This window comes from Streptomyces sp. NPDC057010, assembly GCF_042673805.1.
GTDB lineage: Bacteria > Actinomycetota > Actinomycetes > Streptomycetales > Streptomycetaceae > Streptomyces.
On record NZ_JBHUSC010000017.1, the window covers coordinates 62,222 to 84,489 of the forward strand.

Sequence of the window (22,268 nt, forward strand, 5' to 3'; positions counted from 1 at the left end):
GGGGGGGCGTCCCCGGGGGGCTCCCGCCCCCGGCGCCCGCCCCGGCGGGGGGGGCGGGGCCCCCCCCGCCCCCCCCCCGGGGGCCCCCCCCCGCGCCCGGCGGCCGCGGCTCCACGCCCGGGGCTCCGCCTCTGCGGCCCCGCCGGAGGCATATCCGGCCCCGCCGGCGTTTGAGGCGCGGGGTCCGGGGCGGAGCCCCGGGGAACGGTGGAAGGGCGGGTAGGGGACGGCCCCGCGCAGCGGCACCGGCACGTGCACCGGCAGCAGCGGGACGGCACCGGCAGCAGTCGAGGCGGCTAGCCCCCGGCGGCGGTGTGGAGGGCCGACAGGACGTGGGCCACGGCGGGCGCGGCCTCGGCGCCGCGGCGGACCGCCGCGATCACGTGCCGCGTCGGCCGGTCATGGGCCAGCACCCGCACCGCCACCCCGGAGGGGGCCCGGCTGGAGACCATCCGCGGCACCAGCGCCACCCCCATCCCCGCCTCGACCATCGCCAGGATCGCGGTCCACCCGGACGCCGAGTGCGCCTGCTCCGGCACGAACCCCGCCGCCTCGCACGCCCCCACCGCGATCTCCGACCACGGGCCGCTGCCCCCGTAGATCCACGGGTCCCCGGACAGATCGGCCAGCCGCAGGTCCGCCGCCGCGGCCAGCGGATGGTCCGGCGGCAGCGCCACGTCCAGCGGGTCCTCCATCAGCGTGACCCGGGTGAACCGCGGATCGCGCGCGGTCGGCGCATGGGCGGCCAGGGACAGCGCCAGGTCCACACCCCCGGCGGACAGCAGCTCGTAGGACTCGGCGGCCTCCGTCTCCCGTACTCGGACCTCGACCCCCGGGTGGGTCCCGCGCAGCGCCGCCACCGCCGGCACCACGAGCGCCGGCACGGCCGTGGAGAAGGCCCCGACCCGCACTTCCCCCGCGTCTCCGGCCAGATATCCCGCCAGCTCCGCGTCGGCCCGCTCAAGCTGCGCGAACACCGCCTCCGCGTGCCGCAGTACGAGATGCGCGGCGTCGGTCAGGCGCACCCTCCTGCCCTGCGCCTCCAGCAGCACCACCCCCAACTGCCGTGCGAGGTTGGTCAGCTGTTGCGAAACGGCCGAGGGCGTCATGTGCAGCGCCTCGGCCGTCGCGGTCACGGTCCCCTGTTCGGCGAGGGTCCGCAGGATCCGCAGTTTCTTGATGTCCCACTCGGTCACGGTGCCGAACCTACCGCCGGGCACCGAGCCCGACACCGCCGAGGATCAGCGCCATGCACAGCAGCTGCGCCGGTCCGGTCTGCTCGCCGAGGAGCAGGAAGCCGAGGATCGCGACGCAGACCGGCTGGAGGTAGTAGACGACTCCGGCACGCGCCGCCCCGATGATCGAGATGGCCTTGTTCCAGGCGAAGAAGGCGACCGCCGAGGAGAACACGCCGACGTACAGGAGCGGTCCGACCGTTGCGGCGCCGATCGCGAAGCCGCCCTGGACGGAGAGGGAGACGGCGTAGGCGGGGGCCAGCATCAGCGCGCCGAGCACGAAGGTGGTGAGCAGGAAGGCCAGTCCGCCGATTTCGGCGGGCTTGCGCTTGAGCAGGGCGCTGTAGGTGCCGAAGGAGAGGGCCGCGGCGAACATCCACAGGTCGCCGGCGCCGAAGTCGAAGCCGATGGAGCCGTCCCCGACGAGCAGCAGCACACCGAAGGCGGCGAGCAGGAGTCCGAAGGTGCGCCGGGCGCCGAGCCGTTCGCCGCCGAGGCGGGCGTAGAGCGCCATGATGACGGGCGAGGCGGCCATGATCATGCCCATGTTGGAGGCGGAGGTGGTCAGTCCGGCCTGGTGCACGAGCGTGTTGTAGAGGGTGACGCCGAACAGCGTGGCCAGGGCGATGAAGCCGAAGTGCTTGCGGATCAGGGCCCGCTGCTGCCAGGCCTGGCGGGCGGCGAAGGGGGCGACGGCGAGGGTGGCGATGATCCACCGCCAGAAGACGGCCTGGACGGGCGGGACGGTCTCGGCCATTCCCCGGGTGGCGACGAAGCTGCCGGACCAGACGACCGTCGCGAGCAGGGCGAGGAGGACGCCGAGTCCGGCGGCCCCCTTCTTCCCCGCGGTGGCGGGCTGTGCCTGCGAAACGGTGCGGACGCGGTCCATGACGGCCACTGTGTGTCTCCCCCTCGGGGTCGGTCGGTTGTCGTGGGACTACCGTCGCACCTGCCCATCGCTCAGGTCTATCGAAATGTTTTGATCGATCTGTTCAGTAGAAGTGAACGGTTGCGAGGCGGTGCGGGCGGCCGCGAGCTGGCCGGCGACGGTGGCTCCGAAGGCGATCGCCATGCCCACCAGCTGTACGGGGGTCAGCGACTGTCCGAGGGCGGCCCAGCCGATGACGGCGGCGGTGAGCGGGGAGAGCGGACCGAGCAGGGTAACCGAGGTGGCGGTGAGCTTTCCGATGCCGCGGAACCAGAGCCAGTACGCGATCCCGGTGTTGATCAGCATCATGTAGCCGTAGCCGAGGAAGGCCTTGCCGTCGAGCGCGGGCGGCGCCCCTTCGACGAGGGCGGCGATCGGGATGATGACGAGCCCGCCCGCGGTGAGCTGCCAGCCGGTCATGGCCAGCGGTCCGACGCCCTCGGGGCGGCCCCATCGCTTGGTCATGACGGTTCCGGCGCCCATGGAGGCGGAGGAGACCACACCGGCGATGATGCCGACGAGGTCGAGCTTGGCCTCGGCGGTGAGGACGACCATGCTCACGCCGAACGCCGCGACGACGGCGGCGAGCACGGTGCGCAGGCTGGCCCGCTCCCCGAGGACGAGGGCGGCGAGGCCCACGACGAACAGCGGGCCGGCGGAGCCGAGTACGGCCGCGACCCCGCCGGGCAGGCGGTAGGCGGAGAGGAACAGCAGCGGGAAGAAGGCGCCGATGTTGAGCGTGCCGAGGACGGCGGACTTCCACCACCACTCGCCCTTGGGGAGGGTGCGGGCGAGGGCGGTCAGGAGCAGTCCGGCGGGCAGGGCCCGCATCACGCCGGTGAACAGGGGCCGGTCGGGCGGCAGCAGTTCGGTGGCGACGGCGTAGGTGGAACCCCAGGAGATGGGGGCGAGGGCGGTCAGGGCGACGGTGGCGATGCGCTTCACGGCGGGGAACTCCTCGGCAGGTGAGGAACGGGTTACGGGGCGGGCGGGTCAGGCGGCGGCGGGCGCCGAGGAGCGGGGCGCCGGGGCGCAGGCCCCGACGGGGGCCGGCGGCTCGGCGTAGACGGCCTCGGCGGGCAGGTGGCGCTCCAGCCGGACCAGGGCCAGGGCGGCGCCGAGCGCGGTGACGGTGAGGACGGCCCAGGGCAGGCGGCCGTCGACGGCGAGCAGCGCGGTGAAGAGGGAGGGGGCGAGGGCGCTGGCCAGCGAGTAGGACAGCTGGTAGGTGGCGAGGTAGCGGCCGCGGACGGCTTCGGGGGCGGCGGAGACCGACAGGGCGCCGCCGGAGGGGCTGTGCACCAGCTCGCCGAGGGTGTAGACGACCACGATGACCATCAGGGCGACCAGGGTGGCGGTCTGCCCGGGCCGGACGGTGCCGAGCACGATCTGGCCGACGAAGGCGGCGCCGAAGAGCAGCGAGCCGAGGGCGGCGGAGCGGGTGCGGCGGGCGCCGGAGCGGCGGACCCGGCTCGCGATCAGTACGCCGACCCCGGCGCACAGGGCGGTGTTGAGGGTGAAGGCGGCTCCGGTGAGGGAGTCGGGCGCCATCAGCCAGGTGGAGAGGTAGAGCGGGAAGAGGACCGAGAGGGCGGAGTAGCCCAGCGCGGTGAGGAAGTTGGCGGCGGTGAGCCCGAGGAAGGGGCGGTCGCGCAGCACCATCCGGTAGCCGGCGGGGGTGCGCTCGGCGGCGCCCGCGGCCCCGGCGTCGCGGAGGGGGCGGACCCGGCTGACGAGCAGTCCGGCGAGGGCGAAGGCGAGCGCGTTGCCCCAGGCGGTGTACGTGAACCCGCCGGTCCCCCACACCGCCAGCACTCCGGAGACGAGGAGGGCGCCCGCGCCCATCCCGGCGTTCTGCAGGGCCCGGATGGAGGCCTGGAGCCGGTCGCGGGCGGTGCCGCGCGCCACCTCTCCGATCAGGGACTGCTGGACGACGGAGAAGGAGCGGTCGGCGAGCGCGGTGACGAGGGCGACCGCGGCGAAGGCGGGCAGGCTGCTCGCGAAGGGGTAGAGGGCGAAGCCGAACGCCCGGATCCCGTAGAGGACGAGGTTGACCTTCTTGGCTCCGAACCGGTCGACGGCCGTGCCGGCCAGCGGCATGAAGGCCAGTCCGGCGACCCCGGTGACGGTCATGACCAGGCCGACGACGGTGAAGGAGAGGCCGGTGACGTGGTGGAAGAAGACGAGCGAGAAGGGGATGTACATGCCGATCCCGACCGCGCTGATCCCGACGCCGACGAGGAACGAGCGCTCCCCCGCCACTCGCGTCTCGGCACTTGCCTTGGCTGCGCTCATCACGTCTCCCCCGAAGTGGGCCGCCCGAAGTAGGTCACTAAAGAGTAGCTTACCGCTAAGCTACTTTCCGTCAAGCAACTTTCTTGCGAACGAACAAGCGGAACTGGATACTTCGCCCATGACCGAGGCCAACAAGGACGCCGTCGACGCGATCACCGCCCAGTGGTACGCGGTACGACCGGACCTGGACACCGCCCCCATGGCCGTTTTCGGCCGGATCTACCGGATCACCAAGGCCATGGGCGACGAAATGGAGCGGACCTACAACCGCTACGGGATCTCCCGCGGGGAGTTCGACGTCGTCGCCACCCTGCGCCGGTCCGGAAGCCCGTACACCCTCTCGCCCCGTCAGCTGTCGGCCACGCTCATGCTCACCACGGGCGGCATGACCGGGCGTCTGGACAAGCTGGAGAAGGCCGGGCTGCTCACTCGCAAGCCGGATCCGCACGACCGCCGCGGGCTCCAGGTGACGATCACCGACCGCGGCCTCGCGCTCATCGACGAGGCCGTCACCGCCGGGCTGGAGGTCCAGCGCGCGGCGCTGACCGGGCTGGGCAAGGAGGAGATCGACGTGCTCAACGGCCTGCTCCGCAGGCTCCTCGCCGACATGCCGTAGGCCTCCGGCGGGCGGCACCGGGGAGCCGCGGCCCCGGCCGGGCGGCATGCGCCCGGACATGCCGAGGCGCCGGGGGTCGTGACGGTATCGCCACGGACCCCCGGCGCCCCGGGAAGTGTTGGATCAGCCCTGGTTCTGCGGCTTGCGCGACTTGTCGCCGACCATCACCAGGCCCGCGATGACCAGGAACAGCACGATCGGCGCGGCCACGAACAGGCCCAGCGTCTCGCCAATGCTCAGGCCCTTACCCGGGTCGTCACCGTCGTCGCGGGTCAGCGCGAGGGCGGGAGACGTCATCAGCAGCATCATCAGCGTCGTTCCGGCCGTGACGGCGCCGGCGCGCAGAGCGTTCTTCTTGTCCACGGTGCAAACGTAGCGAACACCCAAACGACCCGCGCGCCCGGGGGTGCCGTACGGGGTCACCCGCCCCCGGCGGCCCCCGCCCGCACCGCGCTCAGCAGGGCGTTCGCCCGCGGCGAGGCGGCCAGTTCCTCCAGGGTCAGCGGCCGCCCCCCGGCATCGGCGACCGGGAGCCGCCAATTGGGGTACTGGTCCCAGGTCCCCGGCAGGTTCTGCGGCCGCCGGTCCCCCACCGCGTCCGGCAGCCATACGCCGACCAGCCGGGCCGGGGTGCGCAGCAGGAACCCGTACAGGGCCCGTACGGCGGCCTCCTCGCCCTTGGTGTCCAGGCCGAGCCGGTCCAGCAGCTCCAGCCATTCGGCGGTGTCGGCGGCGTCCTCGGCGCGTTCCTCCTCGGCCGGGCGGGTCAGCAGGCCGAGCCGGTCGCGCAGTTCCACATGGCCGCCGGCCAGCTTGGCGGCCGTCGGCGGCAGGTCGTGGGTGGTGGCCGTGGCCAGGCAGTCGGCCCGCCAGGCCTGCGGCGCGAGCGGGCTCCCGGCGCCGTCCCAGTCCCGCTCGAACCAGAGCACCGAGGTGCCGAGCACCCCGCGCCGGGCCAGCGCGCGGCGGACCCGCGGCTCGACCGTCCCGAGGTCCTCGCCGATGACCAGGGCCCCGGCCAGGTGGGCCTCCAGCACGAGGATCGCCAGCATGGCCTCGCCGTCGTACGAGACGTACGTGCCCTCGGCGGGCGGGGCGCCCTCCGGGATCCACCACAGCCGGAACAGGCCCATCACGTGGTCGATGCGCAGCGCGCCCGCGTACCGGAACACCCCGCGCAGCAGGGCCCGGAAGGGCGCGTACCCGGTGGCGGCCAGCCGGTCCGGGCGCCAGGGCGGCAGCCCCCAGTCCTGGCCGCGCGCGTTGAAGGCGTCCGGCGGGGCGCCGACCGAGGTGTGCCCGGCGTGGAAGGGGCCGGTCCGGGCGTCCGAGCCCTCGGGGTGCACGCCGACGGCGAGGTCGTGCACGATGCCCACGGCCATGCCGGCCTCCCGCGCGGCCCGCTGCGCGGCGGCGAGCTGACCGTCGGTCAGCCAGACCAGCCACCGGTGGAAGTCGGCGCGCTCCTCGGGGTCCTCCCCGGCCGCGACGGCACACCAGGCGGCATGTCGGTCCAGCGCCGCCCCCTGCTCGCCGCAGAACCGCCGGTAGTCGTCCTCGCGTTCGCGCGTACGGGGAACGGCGTACAACAACTCCAGCGCCCGCCGCTTGAGCTCCCAGACGGCGTCCCGGTCGATCAGCGCACCCTTCTCCAGCACCTCGCGCCGCAGCTCACCACCCAGGCCGGCGAGTTCGGCGAGCACCTCCCGCTCGGCGCAGAGCCCGTACTCCGGGACGTCCTCGACGCGCAGGTGGACGGGGTCCGGGAACCGGCGCGACGAGGGCCGGTAGGGAGACGGATCGGTCGGATGGCCGGGCACGGCCGAGTGCAGCGGATTCACCTGGACGAACCCGGCACCGTGGGTACGCCCCGCCCACCGGGCGAGCGCGGCCAGGTCTCCGAGGTCCCCCATGCCCCAGGACCGTTCGGAGAGCAGCGAGTACAACTGCACGAGCAGCCCGTGCGCCCGCTCCGGGGCGGCGGGCGCCCGGTCCGGAGCATGGATCAGGGTCGTCTCGGCGGCACGCCCGTCGGGCAGGGCGGCGGTGATCCGATGAACCCCGAGCGCCAACCCGCCGGGCAGCACACCCCCGTCCCCGACGCACCACTCGACGACACCGGCCGGCTCGCAGGAGGCCGCGCCCGGCCCGGCACCCCACCCGTCCGGGTCCGGCGACAGCCGGATCCGCGTCCCGGCCGGCAGCCCCGCCAGCTCCGCCGGCTCCGGCTCCCCCGCCCACCGCACCAGCACGGGCGGCAGCACCCGCGCCCCCGCGGCCCGTTCGGCCGCGGCCAGGCTCACCGCGACGTCATCCGGCGTCTGCGCGGCCACCCCGAGCAGCCCGAGCACGGCGACGACCGTGCTCCGCGGCACCTGGACCGTGACGTCCGCGGCGGGATGGTAGGCGGTGGCGATGCCGTGCAGGGCCGCGAGCCTGGCGAGGTCGTCCATCTACGGGCACTCCTTCGTGCGTGAGGGTGGATCAGAAGGGTGGTGCAGAAGGGTGGGACGCCGCCGGGAAACACCCCAGCCATACCCACTCGGAGGCATCGCATTCCTGGCCTATCCCGGTCAGATCACCCACCCGCATTGACACTCCGCCCGCACTGGTGGTGGGCTCGGGCTCATTCGTACGAGCGGGGGACGTCTCGGGACGAGGAGGCTCTGTGCAGCTCAGGGGCAGGAAGCGGGCGACGGCCGCCGCCATCGCGGTGATCGGGACGCTGCTCGGCGGCGGCGTCGCGGCCCTGAACCCCGGGGTGTTCGCCGCGTTGTCCGCTCCGGACGGCCCGGGCGGTACCGCGGGCTCCGGCAGTCCCGGCGGCTCCGCCCGGACCCCGGCCGCCGGTTCCGCCGCCACGGCCGCCCTCGGCTCGTCCGGCCCGGTGCCCGACCCCGGGGCCGATTTCCCCCGTACCCCGGCCGAGGGCCCTGCCGTATGGCCACGGCCGCGGTCGATGGCGGCCGATCCGGCGCGCGAGGTCCCGCTGGGGGCCGAGGCCGTACTGGTGGCCCCGTCCGACGCCGACCCGCACGCCGTCCAGGTGGTACGGGACGCCCTGCGCGCAGCGGGCGTACGGACCCTGCACGAACCGGCCCCCGGGCAGCCGCTGCCGGACCGGGGCACCGTCGTACGGCTCCAGGGCCCGGACGCACAGGAGGCCCTGCGGGCGCTGGGCGCGGCCGAGGTCGGGGACCTGCCGGCCGGGGGCTACCGGCTGGCCGTGGGGCGGCCCGGCGGCCGGGACACCGTCGCGCTGGCGGGCACGGGGGAGGACGGGCTGTTCCACGCGGCGCAGACCCTGCGCCAACTCCTCGAAGCCGGCGGGGGGAAGGTGCCCGGGGTGCACGTGCGGGACTGGCCCGCCGCACCCGTACGCGGGATCGTCGAGGGCTTCTACGGGCAGCCGTGGAGCGGGGAACAGCGCCTCGCGCAGCTGGACTTCATGGGCCGTACCAAGCAGAACCGGCTGCTGATCGCGCCCGGCGACGACCCGTACCGCACGACGCGCTGGCGCCAGGACTACCCCTCGGAGCGGCAGGAGGAGTTCCGGGCGCTGGCCGAACGGGCCCGCGCCAACCGGGTGGTGCTGGGCTGGGCGGTGACCCCCGGCCAGTCGATGTGCCTGTCCTCGGCGGCCGACCGCGCGGCACTCGCGCGCAAGCTCGACGCGATGTGGGACCTCGGCTTCCGCGCCTTCCAGGTGCAGTTCCAGGACGTCAGCTACACCGAGTGGGGCTGCCGTGCGGACCGGCAGCGGTTCGGGAAGGGTCCGGCGGCGGCCGCGAAGGCGCACGCGCAGGTCGCGAACGAGCTGGCGGCGCACCTGGCCGCCCGGTATCCGGGGGCGCCCGCGCTGTCGCTGCTGCCGACGGAGTTCTACCAGGAGGGCGCCACCGCCTACCGGACGGCCCTGGCGGGCGCGCTGGACCGGCGGGTGGAAGTGGCCTGGACGGGCGTGGGCGTGGTGCCGCGCACCATCACCGGCAAGGAGCTGGCCGGCGCCCGCTCCGCCCTGGACCACCCGCTGGTCACCATGGACAACTACCCGGTGAACGACTGGGACCCGGGCCGGATCTTCCTCGGCCCGTACGTGGGCCGCGAGCCGGCGGTGGCGGGCGGCTCGGCGGCGCTGCTGGCCAACGCGATGCCGCAGGGCACCCTGTCGCGCGTCCCGCTGTTCACGGCGGCGGACTTCGCGTGGAATCCGGGCGACTACCGGCCCGCGGAGTCCTGGGCGGCGGCGGTGCGCGAGCTGGCGGGCGGTGACCCGCGGGCCAGGGAGGCGGTGGCGGCGCTGGCCGGGAACACGGCCGCGTCGGGGCTCAAGCAGCAGGAGTCCGCGTACCTGGGGCCGCTGGTCGAACGGTTCTGGAAGGCCCGGGCGGCGGGTGACCCGGCGGCCGGCGCCGAACTGCGGCGGGCGTTCACGGTGCTGCGCGAGGCCCCCGCCCGGCTGCCGGCCCTGGCGGGCGAGGCGGGGCCGTGGCTGGAGCGGCTGTCGCGCTACGGGACGGCGGGCGAGCTGGCGGTGGACGTGCTCCAGGCCCAGGCCCGCGGGGACGGGGCCGCCGCCTGGCAGGCCGCCCAGCAGCTGGCGCGCGCCCGGCAGGCACTGGCGGAGCCGGGGAACGCCCGGGTGGACCAGGCCGTCCTGGACCCCTTCCTGAAGAAGGCGGCGGCCGAGGCGGACGCCTGGACCGGGGCCGCGCGCACGACGGGCACGGTGGAGAAGGACGCGGGCGCCTTCACGGTACGGCTGGACGCGGAGCGGCCAATCTCGGCGGTGACGGTGATGACGGACCCGCTCCCGGCGGGCACGCGGGGAGCGGCGGTCGAGGCCCACGTGCCGGGCGAGGGCTGGCGCAAGGTGGGCGAGGCCGCGCCGTCGGGCTGGACCCAGGTGGACACGGCGGGGCTGCGGGCCGACGCGGTGCGGCTGTCCTGGGCGGGGGCGGGGGCCGCGCCCGCGGTGCACCAGGTGGTCCCCTGGCTGGGGGACGGCCCGCAGGCCCGCTTCGAGCTGGCGGACGGGGGCCGCACGGACGCGGAGATCGGCGGGGCCGCGCGCAGGGTCTCGGCGGAGCTGTCCGCGCTGGGGTCCGGCGAGGTCCGCGGCCCGCTCTCGGCGCAGCCGCCGCCGGGCATCGAGGTCCGCCTGCCGGCCCAGGCCGTCGCCCCGCGCGGCGGCCGGGTGTCGGTCCCGTTCGAGGTGCTGGTCGCGCCGACGACGGCGCCGGGCACCTACGCGGTCCCGGTGACGTTCAACGGGGAGTCCCGCACGCTGACGGTACGGGCGGTGCCGCGCACCGGCGGCCCGGACCTGCTGCGCACGGCGCGGGCGAGCTCCTCGGCGGACGAGACCCCCGACTTCCCGGCCCGGGCCGCCGTGGACGGCTCCCCCGCCACCCGCTGGTCCTCGCCGCCGGTGGACGGCGCCTGGTGGCAGGCGGAGCTCCCGGCCCCGGTCCGGCTCGGCCGCCTGGAGCTGTACTGGCAGGACGCCCACCCCTCCGCCTACCGGGTGGAGACCTCCGCGGACGGCGAGACCTGGCAGCGCGCCGCGACGGTCACCGGCTCGGCCGGGGGCCACGAGTCCCTCCGTGTCGACGCCCCCGGCACCCGCTTCGTGCGCATCACCTGCGAGTCCCGCGCGACCCGCTACGGCTGCAGCCTCTGGTCGGCGGAGGCGTACGCGGTCACGCCGTAGCCCCGATCGCCGGCGTTTGGGGCGCGGGGTCTGGGGCGGAGCCCCAGGAGGCGGCGCCGCACCCGGACTCGGACGGGCCCCCGGCGGGAGCCGAGGGTCAGGAGGCCGCGACTCCGATCCGGTCCAGCGCGTCCTCGGCCCCGTACGGCTGGAGGTACGGCATCCAGCGCGGGTCCCTGTGACCCGTGCCGATGATCCGCCAGGCCAGGCCCGAGGGGGGCGCCGGCTGGTGCCGGAGCCGCCAGCCCAGGTCGACCAGGTGGCGGTCGGCCTTGACGTGGTTGCAGCGGCGGCAGGCCGCCACCACGTTGTCCCACGCGTGCTGCCCGCCCCGGCTGCGCGGGATGACGTGGTCGACGCTGGTGGCGACCGCGCCGCAGTACATGCAGCGGCCGCCGTCCCGCGCGAACAGGGCGCGCCGGGTGAGTGGAACGGGCCCCCGGTAGGGGACCCGCACGAATCGCTTGAGCCGGACCACGCTGGGCGCGGGGACGGCTCTCGTCGCGCTGTGCAGATAGGCGCCGGATTCCTCCAGAGAGACCGCTTTGTTCTCCAGGACGAGGACGAGCGCGCGGCGGAGCGGTACGACGCCGAGGGGCTCGTACGACGCGTTGAGGACCAGGACGTGCGGCACGGACTGCCTCCTTGTACGCCGGCGGCGCGTGGCTCGCGCCGGGACGATCTGCTCTCCAGTCTCTCCTTACGGCTGGTCGAAGCGCCACCACGAGCCCGTAACGGCCCCGGGGTGTTTTCAACCACACCCACTACATCCCCGGGTGAGCCTGGTCTCTCCCTCGAACAGGGCGCCGGAGTGAAGGGAATGCCCCGTTAGTGTGGTTGGCCTGCCCGCACACCGGTTCCGCGGGCAGACCGCTAAACCGGGAGGTTCCTGTCGTGCCCTGGCCCGCCGCTCTGCTGCCCCTGGCAGCCCAGGTACCGGACGCCCCCACCTCGGTGAAAGAGGCACAGGAGAGCGTCAACGAGGCCGCGAGCCTCATAGAGGAGAACTGGGCCACCTGGCTGAGCATCGGCCTCAAGATCCTGCTGATCGTGGTGATCGCGGCCGCGCTCCGCTCGGTGGTCCGCAAGGCGCTGACCAAGCTGATAAACCGGATGAACACCAGCGCCGAGGCCGTCGAGGGCACCGCGCTCGGCGGGCTGCTCGTCAACGCCGAGCGGCGCCGCCAGCGTTCGGAGGCGATCGGTTCGGTCCTGCGTTCGGTCGCCTCGTTCGTGATCCTCGGCACGGCCGCGCTGATGGTGCTGGCCGCCCTGAAGATCGATCTGGCCCCGCTGCTGGCGAGTGCCGGTGTGGCGGGTGTGGCGATCGGTTTCGGCGCCCGGAACCTGGTGACGGACTTCCTGTCCGGCGTGTTCATGATCATGGAGGACCAGTACGGCGTCGGCGACAAGATCGACGCGGGCGTGGCCTCGGGCGAGGTCATCGAGGTCGGCCTGCGCGTGACCAAGCTCCGCGGGGACAACGGCGAGATCTGGTACGTCCGCAACGGCGAGATCAAGCGGATCGGCAACCTCAGCCAGGGCTGGGCGACCGCCGGCGTGGCCGTCCAGGTCAAGCCCTCCGAGAACCTGTCCCGGATCCGCGAGGTGGTCCAGGACGTCGCCGACACGCTGGCGAAGGAGTCCCCGTGGGACGAGCGCCTGTGGGGGCCGGTCGAGGTGCTGGGCCTGGACGAGGTGCTGCTCGCCTCCATGACGGTGAAGGTGTCGGCGAAGACGATGCCGGGCCAGCAGTTCGCGGTGGAGCGGGAGCTGCGCTGGCGGATCAAGGAGGCCTTCGACGCGGCGGGCATCCGGATCATCGGCGGCGCGCCGGCCCCCGCCGGCGAGGAGGAAGAGGCCCCCGCGGACCCGGCGGCCGCGGTCGCCGCGCCGTCCGCGCTGTCGAACCCGGCCTCCCCGCAGTCGCTGGCCGCCACCCCGATCCCGTCCCCGGCCGCCGCCCCGCGGATCACCAAATAGCTTCCGGCACCGCACCGCACGCCGCCGCTGCCCCGCAGGTCACATCCTGCGGGGCAGCGCCATTGACACGGCCCGAACGGCGATAGGAAACTTACCTAACAGTTCACCTCGGTGAGGGAGAGACCGCGCCATGCCCGCCGCCACCCCCGGAACGCCCAGCCTGCTGCGCGCCATGAACGATCGGGCCGCGCTCGACCTGCTGCTGACGCACGGCCCCCTGTCCCGGACCCGGATCGGAAGCCTGACCGGGCTCTCCAAGCCCACCGCCTCGCAGCTGCTGGCCCGCCTGGAGGCCGCCGGACTGGTCGTGGCCACCGGCACCGACGGCGGCCGGCCCGGCCCCAGCGCCCAGCTGTACGCGATCAACCCCCGGGCGGCCTACGTCGGCGGACTCGACGTCGCCCCCGGGCGGGTCCTGGCGGCCGTCGCCGACCTCACCGGCACGGTGGCCGGCACCCACGAGGTCCCGTACACCGAGGGCACCGACGCCGTCCGGCAGGTCACCGAGGCCCTCGGCGGCGCCGTCAAGGCGGCCGGACTGCACCAGTCCGACCTGCACCGGGTGGTCATCGCCACCCCCGGCGCCTTCGACCCGCAGACCGGCCGGCTGCGCTACGCCAGCCACCTCCCCGGCTGGCACTCCCCCACCCTCCTCGACGAGCTGGCGGCGGCCCTGCCGATGCCGGTCGAGTACGAGAACGACGTCAACCTCGCCGCCGTCGCCGAGCAGCGCCTCGGCGCGGCGCGCGGCCACGAGGACTTCGTCCTGCTGTGGAACGAGGAGGGCCTCGGCGCCGCCCTCGTGCTCGGCGGCCGGCTCCACCGCGGCTGGACCGGCGGCGCCGGCGAGGTCGGCTTCCTGCCCGTGCCGGGCCACCCCCTGGTCCGGCAGGTCACCCGGGCCAACACCGGCGGCTACCAGGAACTGGCCGGCGTACAGGTGGTGCCCGGCCTCGCCGCGGACCTCGGGGTCGAGGCCGCGCCGGCCCCGGACTCCGGGGACCCGTACGGCCGGGAGGTCGCCGCCGCCGTCGCACTGCTCGCGCGGGCCGCGGCCGCGCCCGAGGGCGCGCACCTGCGCTTCCTCCAGTCGTACGCCACCCTGCTCGCCACCGGTCTCGCCTCGCTGGTCGCCGTGCTGGACCCGGAGATCGTGGTGCTGTCCGGGGCCGTGATCGCCGCGGGCGGAGACCCGCTGCGCCGCATGCTGGAGGCCGAGCTCGCCGAACTGGCCCCGTCCCGGCCCCGCCTGGTCTCCGGCGAGGTACGGGAACGGCCGGTACTGCACGGCGCGCTGGAGAGCGCGCTGGCCGCCACCCGGGACGAGGTCTTCGACACCTCCCGCTGAACCGCCCGCCCCACCGGGCGGCCCCACCCGCACCGGCACACCCCTCACTGGCACCCCCACGGAAGTTCCTCACGCAGAGAGCGAGCCCCGCCATGCCCAGAACCGCACGCCGGACCGCCACGGCCGCCGCCGCCCTGGCCGCCATATCCGTACTCGCCGGCGCCTGTATGGGCCAGAGCACCGACACGGCCTCCGACGATCCCAAGGCCGAGGTCACCCTCACCTTCTGGCACGGCTGGTCCGCACCGAGCGAGACCAAGGCGATCGAGGAGAACATCGCCCGGTTCGAGCAGGCGCACCCCAACATCAAGGTCAAGGTCACCGGCAACATGACCGACGACAAGGTCAACCAGGCACTGCGCGCGGGCGGCGACAAGGCCCCCGACGTGGTCTCCTCCTTCACCACCGACAGCGTCGGCAAGTTCTGCAACTCCAAGGCCTTCGCCGACCTGAACCCCTTCCTCCGGAAGTCCGGCATCGACAAGACGAAGGTCTTCCCCAAGACCCTGCTGGAATACACCCGGTTCAACGGCAACCAGTGCACCCTGCCGCTGCTGAACGACGCGTACGGCCTCGTCTACAACAAGACCGCCTTCGCGGCCGCCGGCATCACCGAACCCCCCAAGACCTGGAGCCGGTTCACCGAGGTTGCGCAGAAGCTGACCAAGACCAGCGGGGACTCGTACGAGCAGCTCGGCCTGATGCCCACCTTCCACGGCTACGAGACCACCCCCATGCGGCTCGCCGCGCAGTGGAGCCCCGCCTGGTTCGGCGCCGACGGCACCTCCAACCTCGCCAAGGACCCGGCCTTCGCGAAGATGCTGACCGCACAGAAGGACCTGGTCGCCCGGCTCGGCGGCTACGAGAAGCTGGAGAGGTTCCGCGCCGGCTTCGGCGACGAGTGGAGCGCCGAACACCCCTTCCACACCGGCAAGGTGGCCATGCAGATCGACGGCGAGTGGCGGGCCTCGATGGCCGAGGAGGCGGGGGTGACGTTCGAGATCGGCACCGCGCCACTGCCCGTTCCGGACGACCAGGAGGCCGACTACGGCAAGGGCTACCTCTCCGGCACGATCATGGGCATCGCCTCGGGCAGCAAGAAGCAGAACGCCGCCTGGGAACTGGTGAAGTACATGACCACCGACACCGAGGCGGTCGTGGCCTTCGCCAACGCCATCCACAACGTGCCCTCCACCCTGGCCGCGCTGGAGTCCCCGAACCTCCGGGTGACCCCGCAGTTCAAGACCTTCCTCGACATCGCCAGGCACCCGAAGTCCGGCACCACCCCGGCCCAGGCCGACGGCGGCACCTACCAGCTGACCTTCACGGACTTCGCGTACGCGGTCGAGAAGGGCGACGTCGCCGACATCCCGGCCGGCCTCGCCAAGACCGACCGGCAGATCGACACGGACATCGCGAAGGCGAAGTAGCCCCGGATGGCCACCCCCACACTGCGGGCGAAGCGCCGCCGGTCCGCCCTGCGGACCGCGGCCTTCATGTCCCCCTGGCTGATCGGGTTCGCGGTCTTCTTCGCCTACCCCATGCTGTCCACGCTGTACTTCTCCCTCACGAAGTACGACGGCTTCCGACAGCCCGTCTTCAACGGCCTCGACAACTGGAGTTACGTCCTCACCGACTATCCGCTGTTCTGGCCGGCGATGCGCAACACCCTGTGGCTGGTCCTCGTCATGGTGACCTGCCGGATCCTCTTCGGTCTCGGCACCGGCCTGCTCATCACGAAGATCAAGACGGGGGCCGGGATCTTCCGGACCCTGTTCTACCTGCCCTACCTGGCCCCGCCGGTCGCCGCGACCCTCGCCTTCGTCTTCCTGCTCAACCCCGGCACCGGCCCCGTCAACAGCCTGCTGGGCTCGGCGGGGCTCCCCGCACCCGGCTGGTTCACCGACCCCGCCTGGTCCAAGCCCGCGCTGACCGCGCTCGCCGTGTGGGGAGTGGGCGACCTGATGGTCATCTTCATGGCCGCGCTGCTCGACGTACCGAAGGAGCAGTACGAGGCCGCCGAGCTGGACGGGGCGGGCGCCTGGGCCCGGTTCCGGCACATCACCCTGCCGAACATCTCGCCGATCATCATGTTCGCCGTGGTCACCGGGGTCATCCAGGCCATGCAGTTCTACACCCAGCCGCTCGTGGCCGGGAAGGTGGCGGCCGGGGTGATCGGCGGCTCGGGCCAGCAGTTCGAGCCCGGCTACCCCGACAAGTCCACGCTGACCCTGCCCCAGCTCGTCTACAACCTCGGGTTCCAGCGCTTCGACTACGGCACCGCGTGTGTGGTGGCGCTGGTCCTGTTCGGCCTCTCCATGGCATTCACCGCGCTCCTCTTGCGCCGCCGTGGCGGACTGATCGGAGCGGGTGAATGAGTACGCGCAACCGCAGGGCCGTCCTGCACTGGATCGCAGTGCACTCCCTGGGCACGGCCGCCGCCCTGTTCTTCGTCCTGCCCTTCGTCTTCCTCCTCCTCACCTCCCTGATGGGCGACCGGCAGGCACTGACCCGCGACCTGTGGCCCGACACCTGGGAGTGGGGCAACTACACCCAGGTGTGGAACACGCCCGGCTTCCCGACCTGGTGGCGCAACACCCTGCTGTACGCCGGGCTGGGCACCCTGTTGGCCGTGGTCTCCTCGGTGCCCGTCGCCTACGCCCTCGCCAGGTTCCGCTTCCGCGGCCGGCGGCTGTCCCTGCTGCTGGTGATCGCCATGATGATGCTGCCGCCGCAGGTGGTGGTCATCCCCATGTACCTCTTCTGGGCCAAGCAGCTCGACCTGTCCGGCACCCTGTGGCCGCTGATCATCCCGATGGCCTTCGGCGACGCCTTCACCATCTTCCTGCTCCGCCAGTTCCTGCTGACCATCCCCGGCGAGTACCTGGACGCGGCGCGCGTCGACGGCTGCGGCGAGCTGCGCACCCTGCTGCGCGTCGTCCTGCCGATGGCGAAGCCGGGCATCGCCGCCGCCGCGCTGTTCCAGTTCTTCTGCGCGTGGAACGACTACTTCGGCCCGCAGATCTACGCCTCCGACAACCCCGCCGCCTGGACCCTCAGCTACGGACTGGAGTCCTTCAAGGGCGCGCACCACACCAACTGGAACCTGACCATGGCCGCGACCGTACTGGTCATGGCACCGGTGATCGTCCTCTTCTTCTTCGCCCAGAAGGCGTTCGTCGAAGGCGTCACCCTGACCGGCGTGAAAGGCTGATGACCACGATGAAACTGGCTGTGGTGGGCGGCGGTTCCACCTACACCCCGGAGCTGATCGACGGCTTCGCCCGGCTGCGCGACACGCTGCCCGTCAGCGAGCTGGTGCTGATCGACCCGGCCGCCGAGCGCCTGGAGCTGATCGGCTCCCTGGCCCGGCGGATCTTCGCCCGGCAGGGGCACCCGGGGCTGGTCACCACGACCTCCGACCTCGACGCGGGCGTCGACGGCGCCGACGCCGTCCTCCTCCAGCTGCGCATCGGCGGCCAGGCAGCCCGGCTCCGGGACGAGACCTGGCCCCTGGAGTGCGGCTGCGTCGGGCAGGAGACCACGGGCGCGGGCGGCCTCGCCAAGGCGCTGCGCACGGTCCCCGTGGTCCTCGACATCGCCGAGCGGGTCCGGCGGGCCAACCCGGACGCGTGGATCATCGACTTCACCAACCCGGTCGGCATCGTCACCCGCGCCCTGCTCCGGGCCGGGCACAAGGCGGTCGGGCTGTGCAACGTCGCCATCGGCCTCCAGCGGAAGTTCGCGTCCCTGCTCGGCCTGGCGCCGGCCGACATCCACCTGGACCACGTGGGCCTCAACCACCTCACCTGGGAGCTCGGCGTGCGCAGGGGCGGCCCGGGGGGCGAGGACCTGCTGCCCGGTCTGCTCGCCGCGCACGGGGAGGCCATCGCCGGGGACCTGCGGCTGCCGCGCGCGGTGCTGGACCGGCTCGGCGTCGTCCCCTCGTACTACCTGCGCTACTTCTACGCCCACGACGAGGTCGTCCGGGAGCTCGCGACCAAGCCCTCGCGGGCCGCCGAGGTCGCGGCGATGGAGCGGGAGCTGCTCGACCTGTACGCGGACCCGGCACTGGACGAGAAGCCGGCGCTGCTGGCCAAGCGGGGCGGGGCCTTCTACTCGGAGGCGGCCGTGGACCTGGCGGCCGCGCTGCTGGGCGACGGCGGTGGCGCCGGCAGCCCCGTGCAGGTGGTGAACACGTACAACAACGGGACCCTGCCGTTCCTCCCGGACGACGCGGTCGTCGAGGTCCAGGCGCGCGTCGACGGCTCGGGGGTGGCGCCGCTGACCGTGCCCCGGCTGGACCCGCTGTACGCCGGGCTGATCGCGAACGTGACGGCCTACGAGGACCTCGCGCTGGACGCGGCGCTGCGCGGCGGCCGGGAGCGGGTCTTCCGGGCGCTGCTGGCGCACCCGCTGGTCGGCCAGTTCGACCTCGCCGAGGGGCTGACGGACCGGCTGATCGCGCACAACAAGGAGCACCTGCCGTGGGCGTGAAGCTCCGTTACGTCCTGGCCGTCGACGCGGGCAACAGCAAGACGGACGTGTCCCTCGTCGCCCCGGACGGCTCGGTGATGTGCACCGGGCGGGCCGGGGGGTTCCAGCCCTTCCGTACGGGCGTGGCCGCGGCCGTCGACGTGATCGCGGAGGCGATGGCCTCGGTCGGCCTCTACGTGAAGGGGGAGGTGGGGCCCTGCGCCGACCACGTGTCGGCCTGTCTGGCGAACGCCGACTTCCCGGTGGAGGAGTGGAAGCTGGCGCGCGAGATCAAGCGCCGGGGCTGGGGCCGCACGGCGACGGTGCACAACGACACCTTCGCCCTGCTGCGGGCCGGGCTGCCCGCAGGCGCCGAGGCGCGCGGCGTGGCCGTGGTGTGCGGGGCGGGCATCAACTGCGTCGGGATGACGGCGGACGGGCGGACCGCCCGCTTCCCCTCGATCGGCCGGATCTCCGGCGACTGGGGTGGCGGTGGCGGACTGGCCGAGGAGGCCCTGTGGTTCGCGGCCCGCGCCGAGGACGGGCGGGGCGGCCCGACGGAGCTGGCCCGCGCCCTGCCCGCGCACTTCGGCCTCGACTCGATGTACGCGCTGATCGAGGGCCTGCACCTCGGCCGCATCCCGGGCGGGCGGCGGCACGAGCTGACCCCCGTGCTGTTCGCGGTGGCGGCCGCCGGGGACCCGGTGGCGCTGGCCCTGGTGCACCGGCAGGCGGAGGAGGTCGCGACCATGGCCACGGTGGCGCTGCGCCGCCTGGACCTGCTGTCCGAGGAGGTCCCGGTGGTCCTGGGCGGCAGCGTCCTGGCCGCCCGCCACCCGCAGCTCAACGACCGCGTCGAGGAACTCCTGTCCGAACGCGCCCCGCACGCCCGCGTATCGGTGGTCACGGCCCCGCCGGTCCTGGGCGCCGCCCTCCTGGGCCTGGACACCGTCGGCTCCCCGCCGTCAGCCGGCGCGAAACTCCGTGCCCATTTCGAGTGAACCTGCCCCGGGGCGGGGACCGTCTGGAACCGTGGGGGCCGTGCGGACGTATTGACGGTGAAGGGGACACGGGGGCGGCCACGGGGGGTGGATCGCCTCAGATCGGGCACCGGGTGGTGTGGTCGACCGTCGCTACGGCCATACTGCTGCGGAGCATGAGACCGAGGGGGAGGTCACGGTGGCCATCACATCACGCGCGCCCGCGCCGGAGGGCGGTGTCTCCGTACCGCCCCCGGCGCCGCCTGCCGCGCCGCCACGGCGGGGTACCGCCTGGGCCGAGGGCGTGGAGCGGCTGCGCGAGGCGGCGACCACCGAGCCCGGCCGGCTGCGGATCATCGGGGCCGCGCTGGCCGCCCTGATCGTGCTGTTCGGAACGGTGAGCGTGTGGGAGATCTCCGGCCGGTCCACCGCCGCCGAGGACGTCGTGGGCCGCAGCCAGCCGCTGAGCGCGGACGCGGCCAGCATCTACCGCTCCCTCGCGGACGCCGACACCACCTCCTCCAGCGGGTTCCTGCTGGGCGCCCAGGAGCCGCGGGAGGTGCGCCAGCGGTACGAGAAGGACATCGCCAACGCCTCCAAGCTGCTGGTGAGCGCGGCCGCCAACACCGGCGGCAGCAAGGAGGCCCGCGAGCAGATCGCCCTGCTCAGCGAGCAGCTGCCGCGCTACACCGGGCTGATAGAGCAGGCCCGGGCCGCCAACCGGCAGGGCCTGCCGCTGGGCGGCGCCTATCTCCGGTACGCCAACGAGCAGATGACCACCCAGCTGCTGCCCGCCGCTCAGCGGCTGTACGAGGCGGAGACCGGCCGGCTCTACACGGACTACGACGACGCCCGGTCCTGGCCGCTGGCCTCGGTCGCCACCGGTCTGGTCGCCCTGGCCGCACTGGTGTGGGCGCAGCGGCGCAACTACCGTCGTACGAACCGGGTCTTGAACCACGGTCTGCTGGCCGCGACGGCCGCGTCCGTCGTGGTACTGCTGTGGCTGGCCGTGGGGCACACGGTGGCGCGGTCCTCGCTGAGTGAGGCCCGCGCGGACGGGCAGGAGTCCTTGAAGGTGCTCAACGACGCGCGGATCGCCTCGCTCCAGGCGCGGGCCGGCGAGAACCTGACGCTGGTCGCGCGGGGCGCCGTCCTGGCCGAGGACAAGAAGTCCGACAAGTACGACGTGGACTTCACGAACAACATGAAGGAGCTCGACGCCGGGCTGGCGACCGCGCTGCGGCTGGCCGACGACGAGGCCGGCCGGGCGCCCGTGACCCGCGCCTCGGACGGTGTGAAGCAGTGGAAGCAGCGCCACACGGCGGCCCGGGAGGCGGACTTGAAGGGGGACTACGAGGCCGCGCTGCCCCAGGTCGTCGGCGACAAGAACCACAAGGACAGCAGCGGTGCGGCCTTCGACACGGTGGACGCCTCGCTGGAGCAGGCCGTGACCCACGAGCAGCAGCAGTTCACCCGGGCCGCCCGGGACGGGCTCGGGGCTCTGGGCGGTCTGGTGACCGGTGCGGCGGCCCTCGTGGTCGTCGGCGCGGCGGCGGCACTGCTGGGCATCGGGCGCAGGCTTTCGGAGTACAGGTGAGAGCGATGCGGATACGGGCGATGCGTGCCTCCGAAGGCCACGGTGACGGGAAGAGCGGAGTGTCCGGAGTGCGGCGCCTGACGCGGCGGCTGCGCGGCTGGGGCGGGGTGAGCGCGATGGCCGCCGCCTGCGCGGTGACGGCCGCGGCGGTGCTGCTGCCGCTCGCCCATGCGACGCCGGAGGCCGGCCACGCGGTGTCGGTCCGCGAGCCGGCCTCGATGGTGGCGGCCCCGGCGGCTCCGGCCGACACCTGCCAGGACCCGGAGGCCAGCCTGCGCCCGTCCGGGCTGGACGGCGCGGCCATCGCGCGGATCAAGGCGGCGGGCAAGCTCGTCGCGGGCGTGGACCAGAACAGCTTCCGCTGGGGGTACCGCAACCAGTCCGACGGAGGCCGGCTCGACGGCTTCGACATCGACCTGGTGAAGGCGATAGCGCAGGACATCCTGGGCGATCCGAACGCGGTCATCTACCGGGCCATCCCCACCAGCCAGCGCATCCCGGCGCTCCAGGAGGGCCGTGTCGACATCGTCGTGCGGACCATGACCATCAACTGCAAGCGGCTGGAGGACGTCGCCTTCTCGACGGCCTACTTCGAGGCCGGGCAGCAGGTGCTGGCGCCGAAGGGCTCGCCGATCACCGGCTACGACACCTCGCTGAAGGACAAGCGGATCTGCTTCGCCGCCGGTTCCACGGCGGAGGCCACGCTGAAGGCGCAGTCGTACAACTCGGTGCCGGTCGCGGTGCCCAATCAGCTGGACTGTCTGGTCCGCCTCCAGCTGGGCGAGGTGGACGGCATCATCACGGACAACGCCCTCGCCGCCGGGCAGGCCGCGCAGGACCCGTCGGTGCAGCTGGTCGGCTCGCCCTTCACCCGCGAGTTCTACGGCGTGGCGATGAACAAGGACGCCGCCGACCTGGTCCGCCGGGTCAACAAGGTGCTGGAGAACTACCGTGCGGGCGGCAACGACAGCCCGTGGATGAGGTCGTACCTCAAGCACCTCCAGCCCGTGCTGCCCGGCGTGACCGCGCCGCCCCCGCCCAAGTACCGGGACGGCTGAGGCCGGTGGGTTCCGGTGCGGAGACAGAATCGGAAGCGG

The 22,268-nt window shown here is 73.6% G+C and carries 18 protein-coding genes; 11 read left to right on the plus strand and 7 right to left on the minus strand.

Annotated features, from left to right (window positions below; translation table 11 throughout):
- Positions 1-296: 296 nt before the first annotated feature.
- Genes ACFTXQ_RS17205 through ACFTXQ_RS17220 form a run of 4 tightly spaced genes read right to left on the minus strand, consistent with a single transcriptional unit; the run spans position 297 to position 4,458 of the window.
- Positions 297-1,196: a LysR family transcriptional regulator gene (locus ACFTXQ_RS17205; protein ID WP_382641510.1), complete on the minus strand. Its 900-nt coding sequence runs from the start codon at positions 1,194-1,196 to the stop codon at positions 297-299.
- A 10-nt stretch (positions 1,197-1,206) separates the two neighbouring features.
- On the minus strand, positions 1,207-2,133 hold the full coding sequence (locus ACFTXQ_RS17210; protein WP_382641512.1) for a DMT family transporter: 927 nt from the start codon (positions 2,131-2,133) through the stop codon (positions 1,207-1,209).
- A 39-nt stretch (positions 2,134-2,172) separates the two neighbouring features.
- Positions 2,173-3,108 carry an EamA family transporter gene (locus ACFTXQ_RS17215; RefSeq protein WP_382641514.1) on the minus strand — a complete coding sequence of 312 codons (936 nt, stop codon included), beginning with the start codon at positions 3,106-3,108 and terminating at the stop codon, positions 2,173-2,175.
- A 48-nt stretch (positions 3,109-3,156) separates the two neighbouring features.
- A complete protein-coding gene (locus ACFTXQ_RS17220; RefSeq protein WP_382641516.1) occupies positions 3,157-4,458 on the minus strand; it encodes an MFS transporter in 1,302 nt (433 codons plus the stop codon).
- Between the two features lie 118 nt (positions 4,459-4,576).
- Here ACFTXQ_RS17220 and ACFTXQ_RS17225 point away from each other — a divergent pair, with 118 nt between their 5' ends.
- The gene (locus ACFTXQ_RS17225; protein ID WP_382641518.1) at positions 4,577-5,074 is read left to right on the plus strand and encodes a MarR family winged helix-turn-helix transcriptional regulator; all 498 of its coding nucleotides are present in this window, start codon (positions 4,577-4,579) and stop codon (positions 5,072-5,074) included.
- Positions 5,075-5,197: 123 nt separating this feature from the next.
- Here the strand turns inward: ACFTXQ_RS17225 and ACFTXQ_RS17230 are convergent, their stop codons facing one another.
- Both ACFTXQ_RS17230 and ACFTXQ_RS17235 read right to left on the minus strand, forming a co-directional pair.
- Complete coding sequence (locus tag ACFTXQ_RS17230) at positions 5,198-5,437, minus strand: hypothetical protein (protein WP_382641520.1); 240 nt, start codon at positions 5,435-5,437, stop codon at positions 5,198-5,200.
- A 56-nt stretch (positions 5,438-5,493) separates the two neighbouring features.
- Positions 5,494-7,527 carry a 4-alpha-glucanotransferase gene (locus tag ACFTXQ_RS17235; protein WP_382641522.1) on the minus strand — a complete coding sequence of 678 codons (2,034 nt, stop codon included), beginning with the start codon at positions 7,525-7,527 and terminating at the stop codon, positions 5,494-5,496.
- A gap of 215 nt (positions 7,528-7,742) precedes the next feature.
- Between ACFTXQ_RS17235 and ACFTXQ_RS17240 the strand changes: the two genes are divergently transcribed.
- A complete protein-coding gene (locus tag ACFTXQ_RS17240; RefSeq protein ID WP_382641524.1) occupies positions 7,743-10,787 on the plus strand; it encodes a beta-N-acetylglucosaminidase domain-containing protein in 3,045 nt (1,014 codons plus the stop codon).
- A gap of 97 nt (positions 10,788-10,884) precedes the next feature.
- On the opposite strand, the gene ACFTXQ_RS17245 is transcribed toward ACFTXQ_RS17240, so the two are convergent.
- Positions 10,885-11,421 (minus strand): HNH endonuclease, encoded by a 537-nt coding sequence (locus ACFTXQ_RS17245; protein ID WP_382641526.1) that lies wholly within the window; start codon positions 11,419-11,421, stop codon positions 10,885-10,887.
- A 260-nt stretch (positions 11,422-11,681) separates the two neighbouring features.
- Here ACFTXQ_RS17245 and ACFTXQ_RS17250 point away from each other — a divergent pair, with 260 nt between their 5' ends.
- From ACFTXQ_RS17250 to ACFTXQ_RS17290, 9 genes are all read left to right on the plus strand, one after another.
- A complete protein-coding gene (locus ACFTXQ_RS17250) occupies positions 11,682-12,770 on the plus strand; it encodes a mechanosensitive ion channel family protein (RefSeq protein WP_382641528.1) in 1,089 nt (362 codons plus the stop codon).
- A gap of 130 nt (positions 12,771-12,900) precedes the next feature.
- A complete protein-coding gene (locus ACFTXQ_RS17255) occupies positions 12,901-14,118 on the plus strand; it encodes an ROK family transcriptional regulator (protein WP_382641530.1) in 1,218 nt (405 codons plus the stop codon).
- Positions 14,119-14,210: 92 nt separating this feature from the next.
- Positions 14,211-15,548: an ABC transporter substrate-binding protein gene (locus tag ACFTXQ_RS17260; RefSeq protein WP_382641532.1), complete on the plus strand. Its 1,338-nt coding sequence runs from the start codon at positions 14,211-14,213 to the stop codon at positions 15,546-15,548.
- A 6-nt stretch (positions 15,549-15,554) separates the two neighbouring features.
- Positions 15,555-16,496, plus strand: coding sequence for a carbohydrate ABC transporter permease (locus ACFTXQ_RS17265; protein WP_382641534.1), 942 nt, complete (start codon positions 15,555-15,557; stop codon positions 16,494-16,496).
- Positions 16,493-17,332, plus strand: coding sequence for a carbohydrate ABC transporter permease (locus ACFTXQ_RS17270; RefSeq protein WP_382641536.1), 840 nt, complete (start codon positions 16,493-16,495; stop codon positions 17,330-17,332). The genes ACFTXQ_RS17265 and ACFTXQ_RS17270 overlap by 4 nt, the downstream gene beginning before the upstream one ends.
- 8 nt (positions 17,333-17,340) lie before the next feature.
- Entirely contained in the window at positions 17,341-18,615 is a 1,275-nt protein-coding gene (locus ACFTXQ_RS17275; RefSeq protein ID WP_382641608.1) for a 6-phospho-beta-glucosidase, read from the plus strand.
- Positions 18,606-19,595, plus strand: a complete 990-nt coding sequence (locus ACFTXQ_RS17280) for an N-acetylglucosamine kinase (protein ID WP_382641538.1) — start codon at positions 18,606-18,608, stop codon at positions 19,593-19,595. The genes ACFTXQ_RS17275 and ACFTXQ_RS17280 overlap by 10 nt, the downstream gene beginning before the upstream one ends.
- 178 nt (positions 19,596-19,773) lie before the next feature.
- On the plus strand, positions 19,774-21,171 hold the full coding sequence (locus ACFTXQ_RS17285; protein ID WP_382641540.1) for a hypothetical protein: 1,398 nt from the start codon (positions 19,774-19,776) through the stop codon (positions 21,169-21,171).
- Positions 21,172-21,191: 20 nt separating this feature from the next.
- Entirely contained in the window at positions 21,192-22,229 is a 1,038-nt protein-coding gene (locus ACFTXQ_RS17290; RefSeq protein ID WP_382641542.1) for a glutamate ABC transporter substrate-binding protein, read from the plus strand.
- The last annotated feature ends 39 nt before the right edge of the window (positions 22,230-22,268 follow it).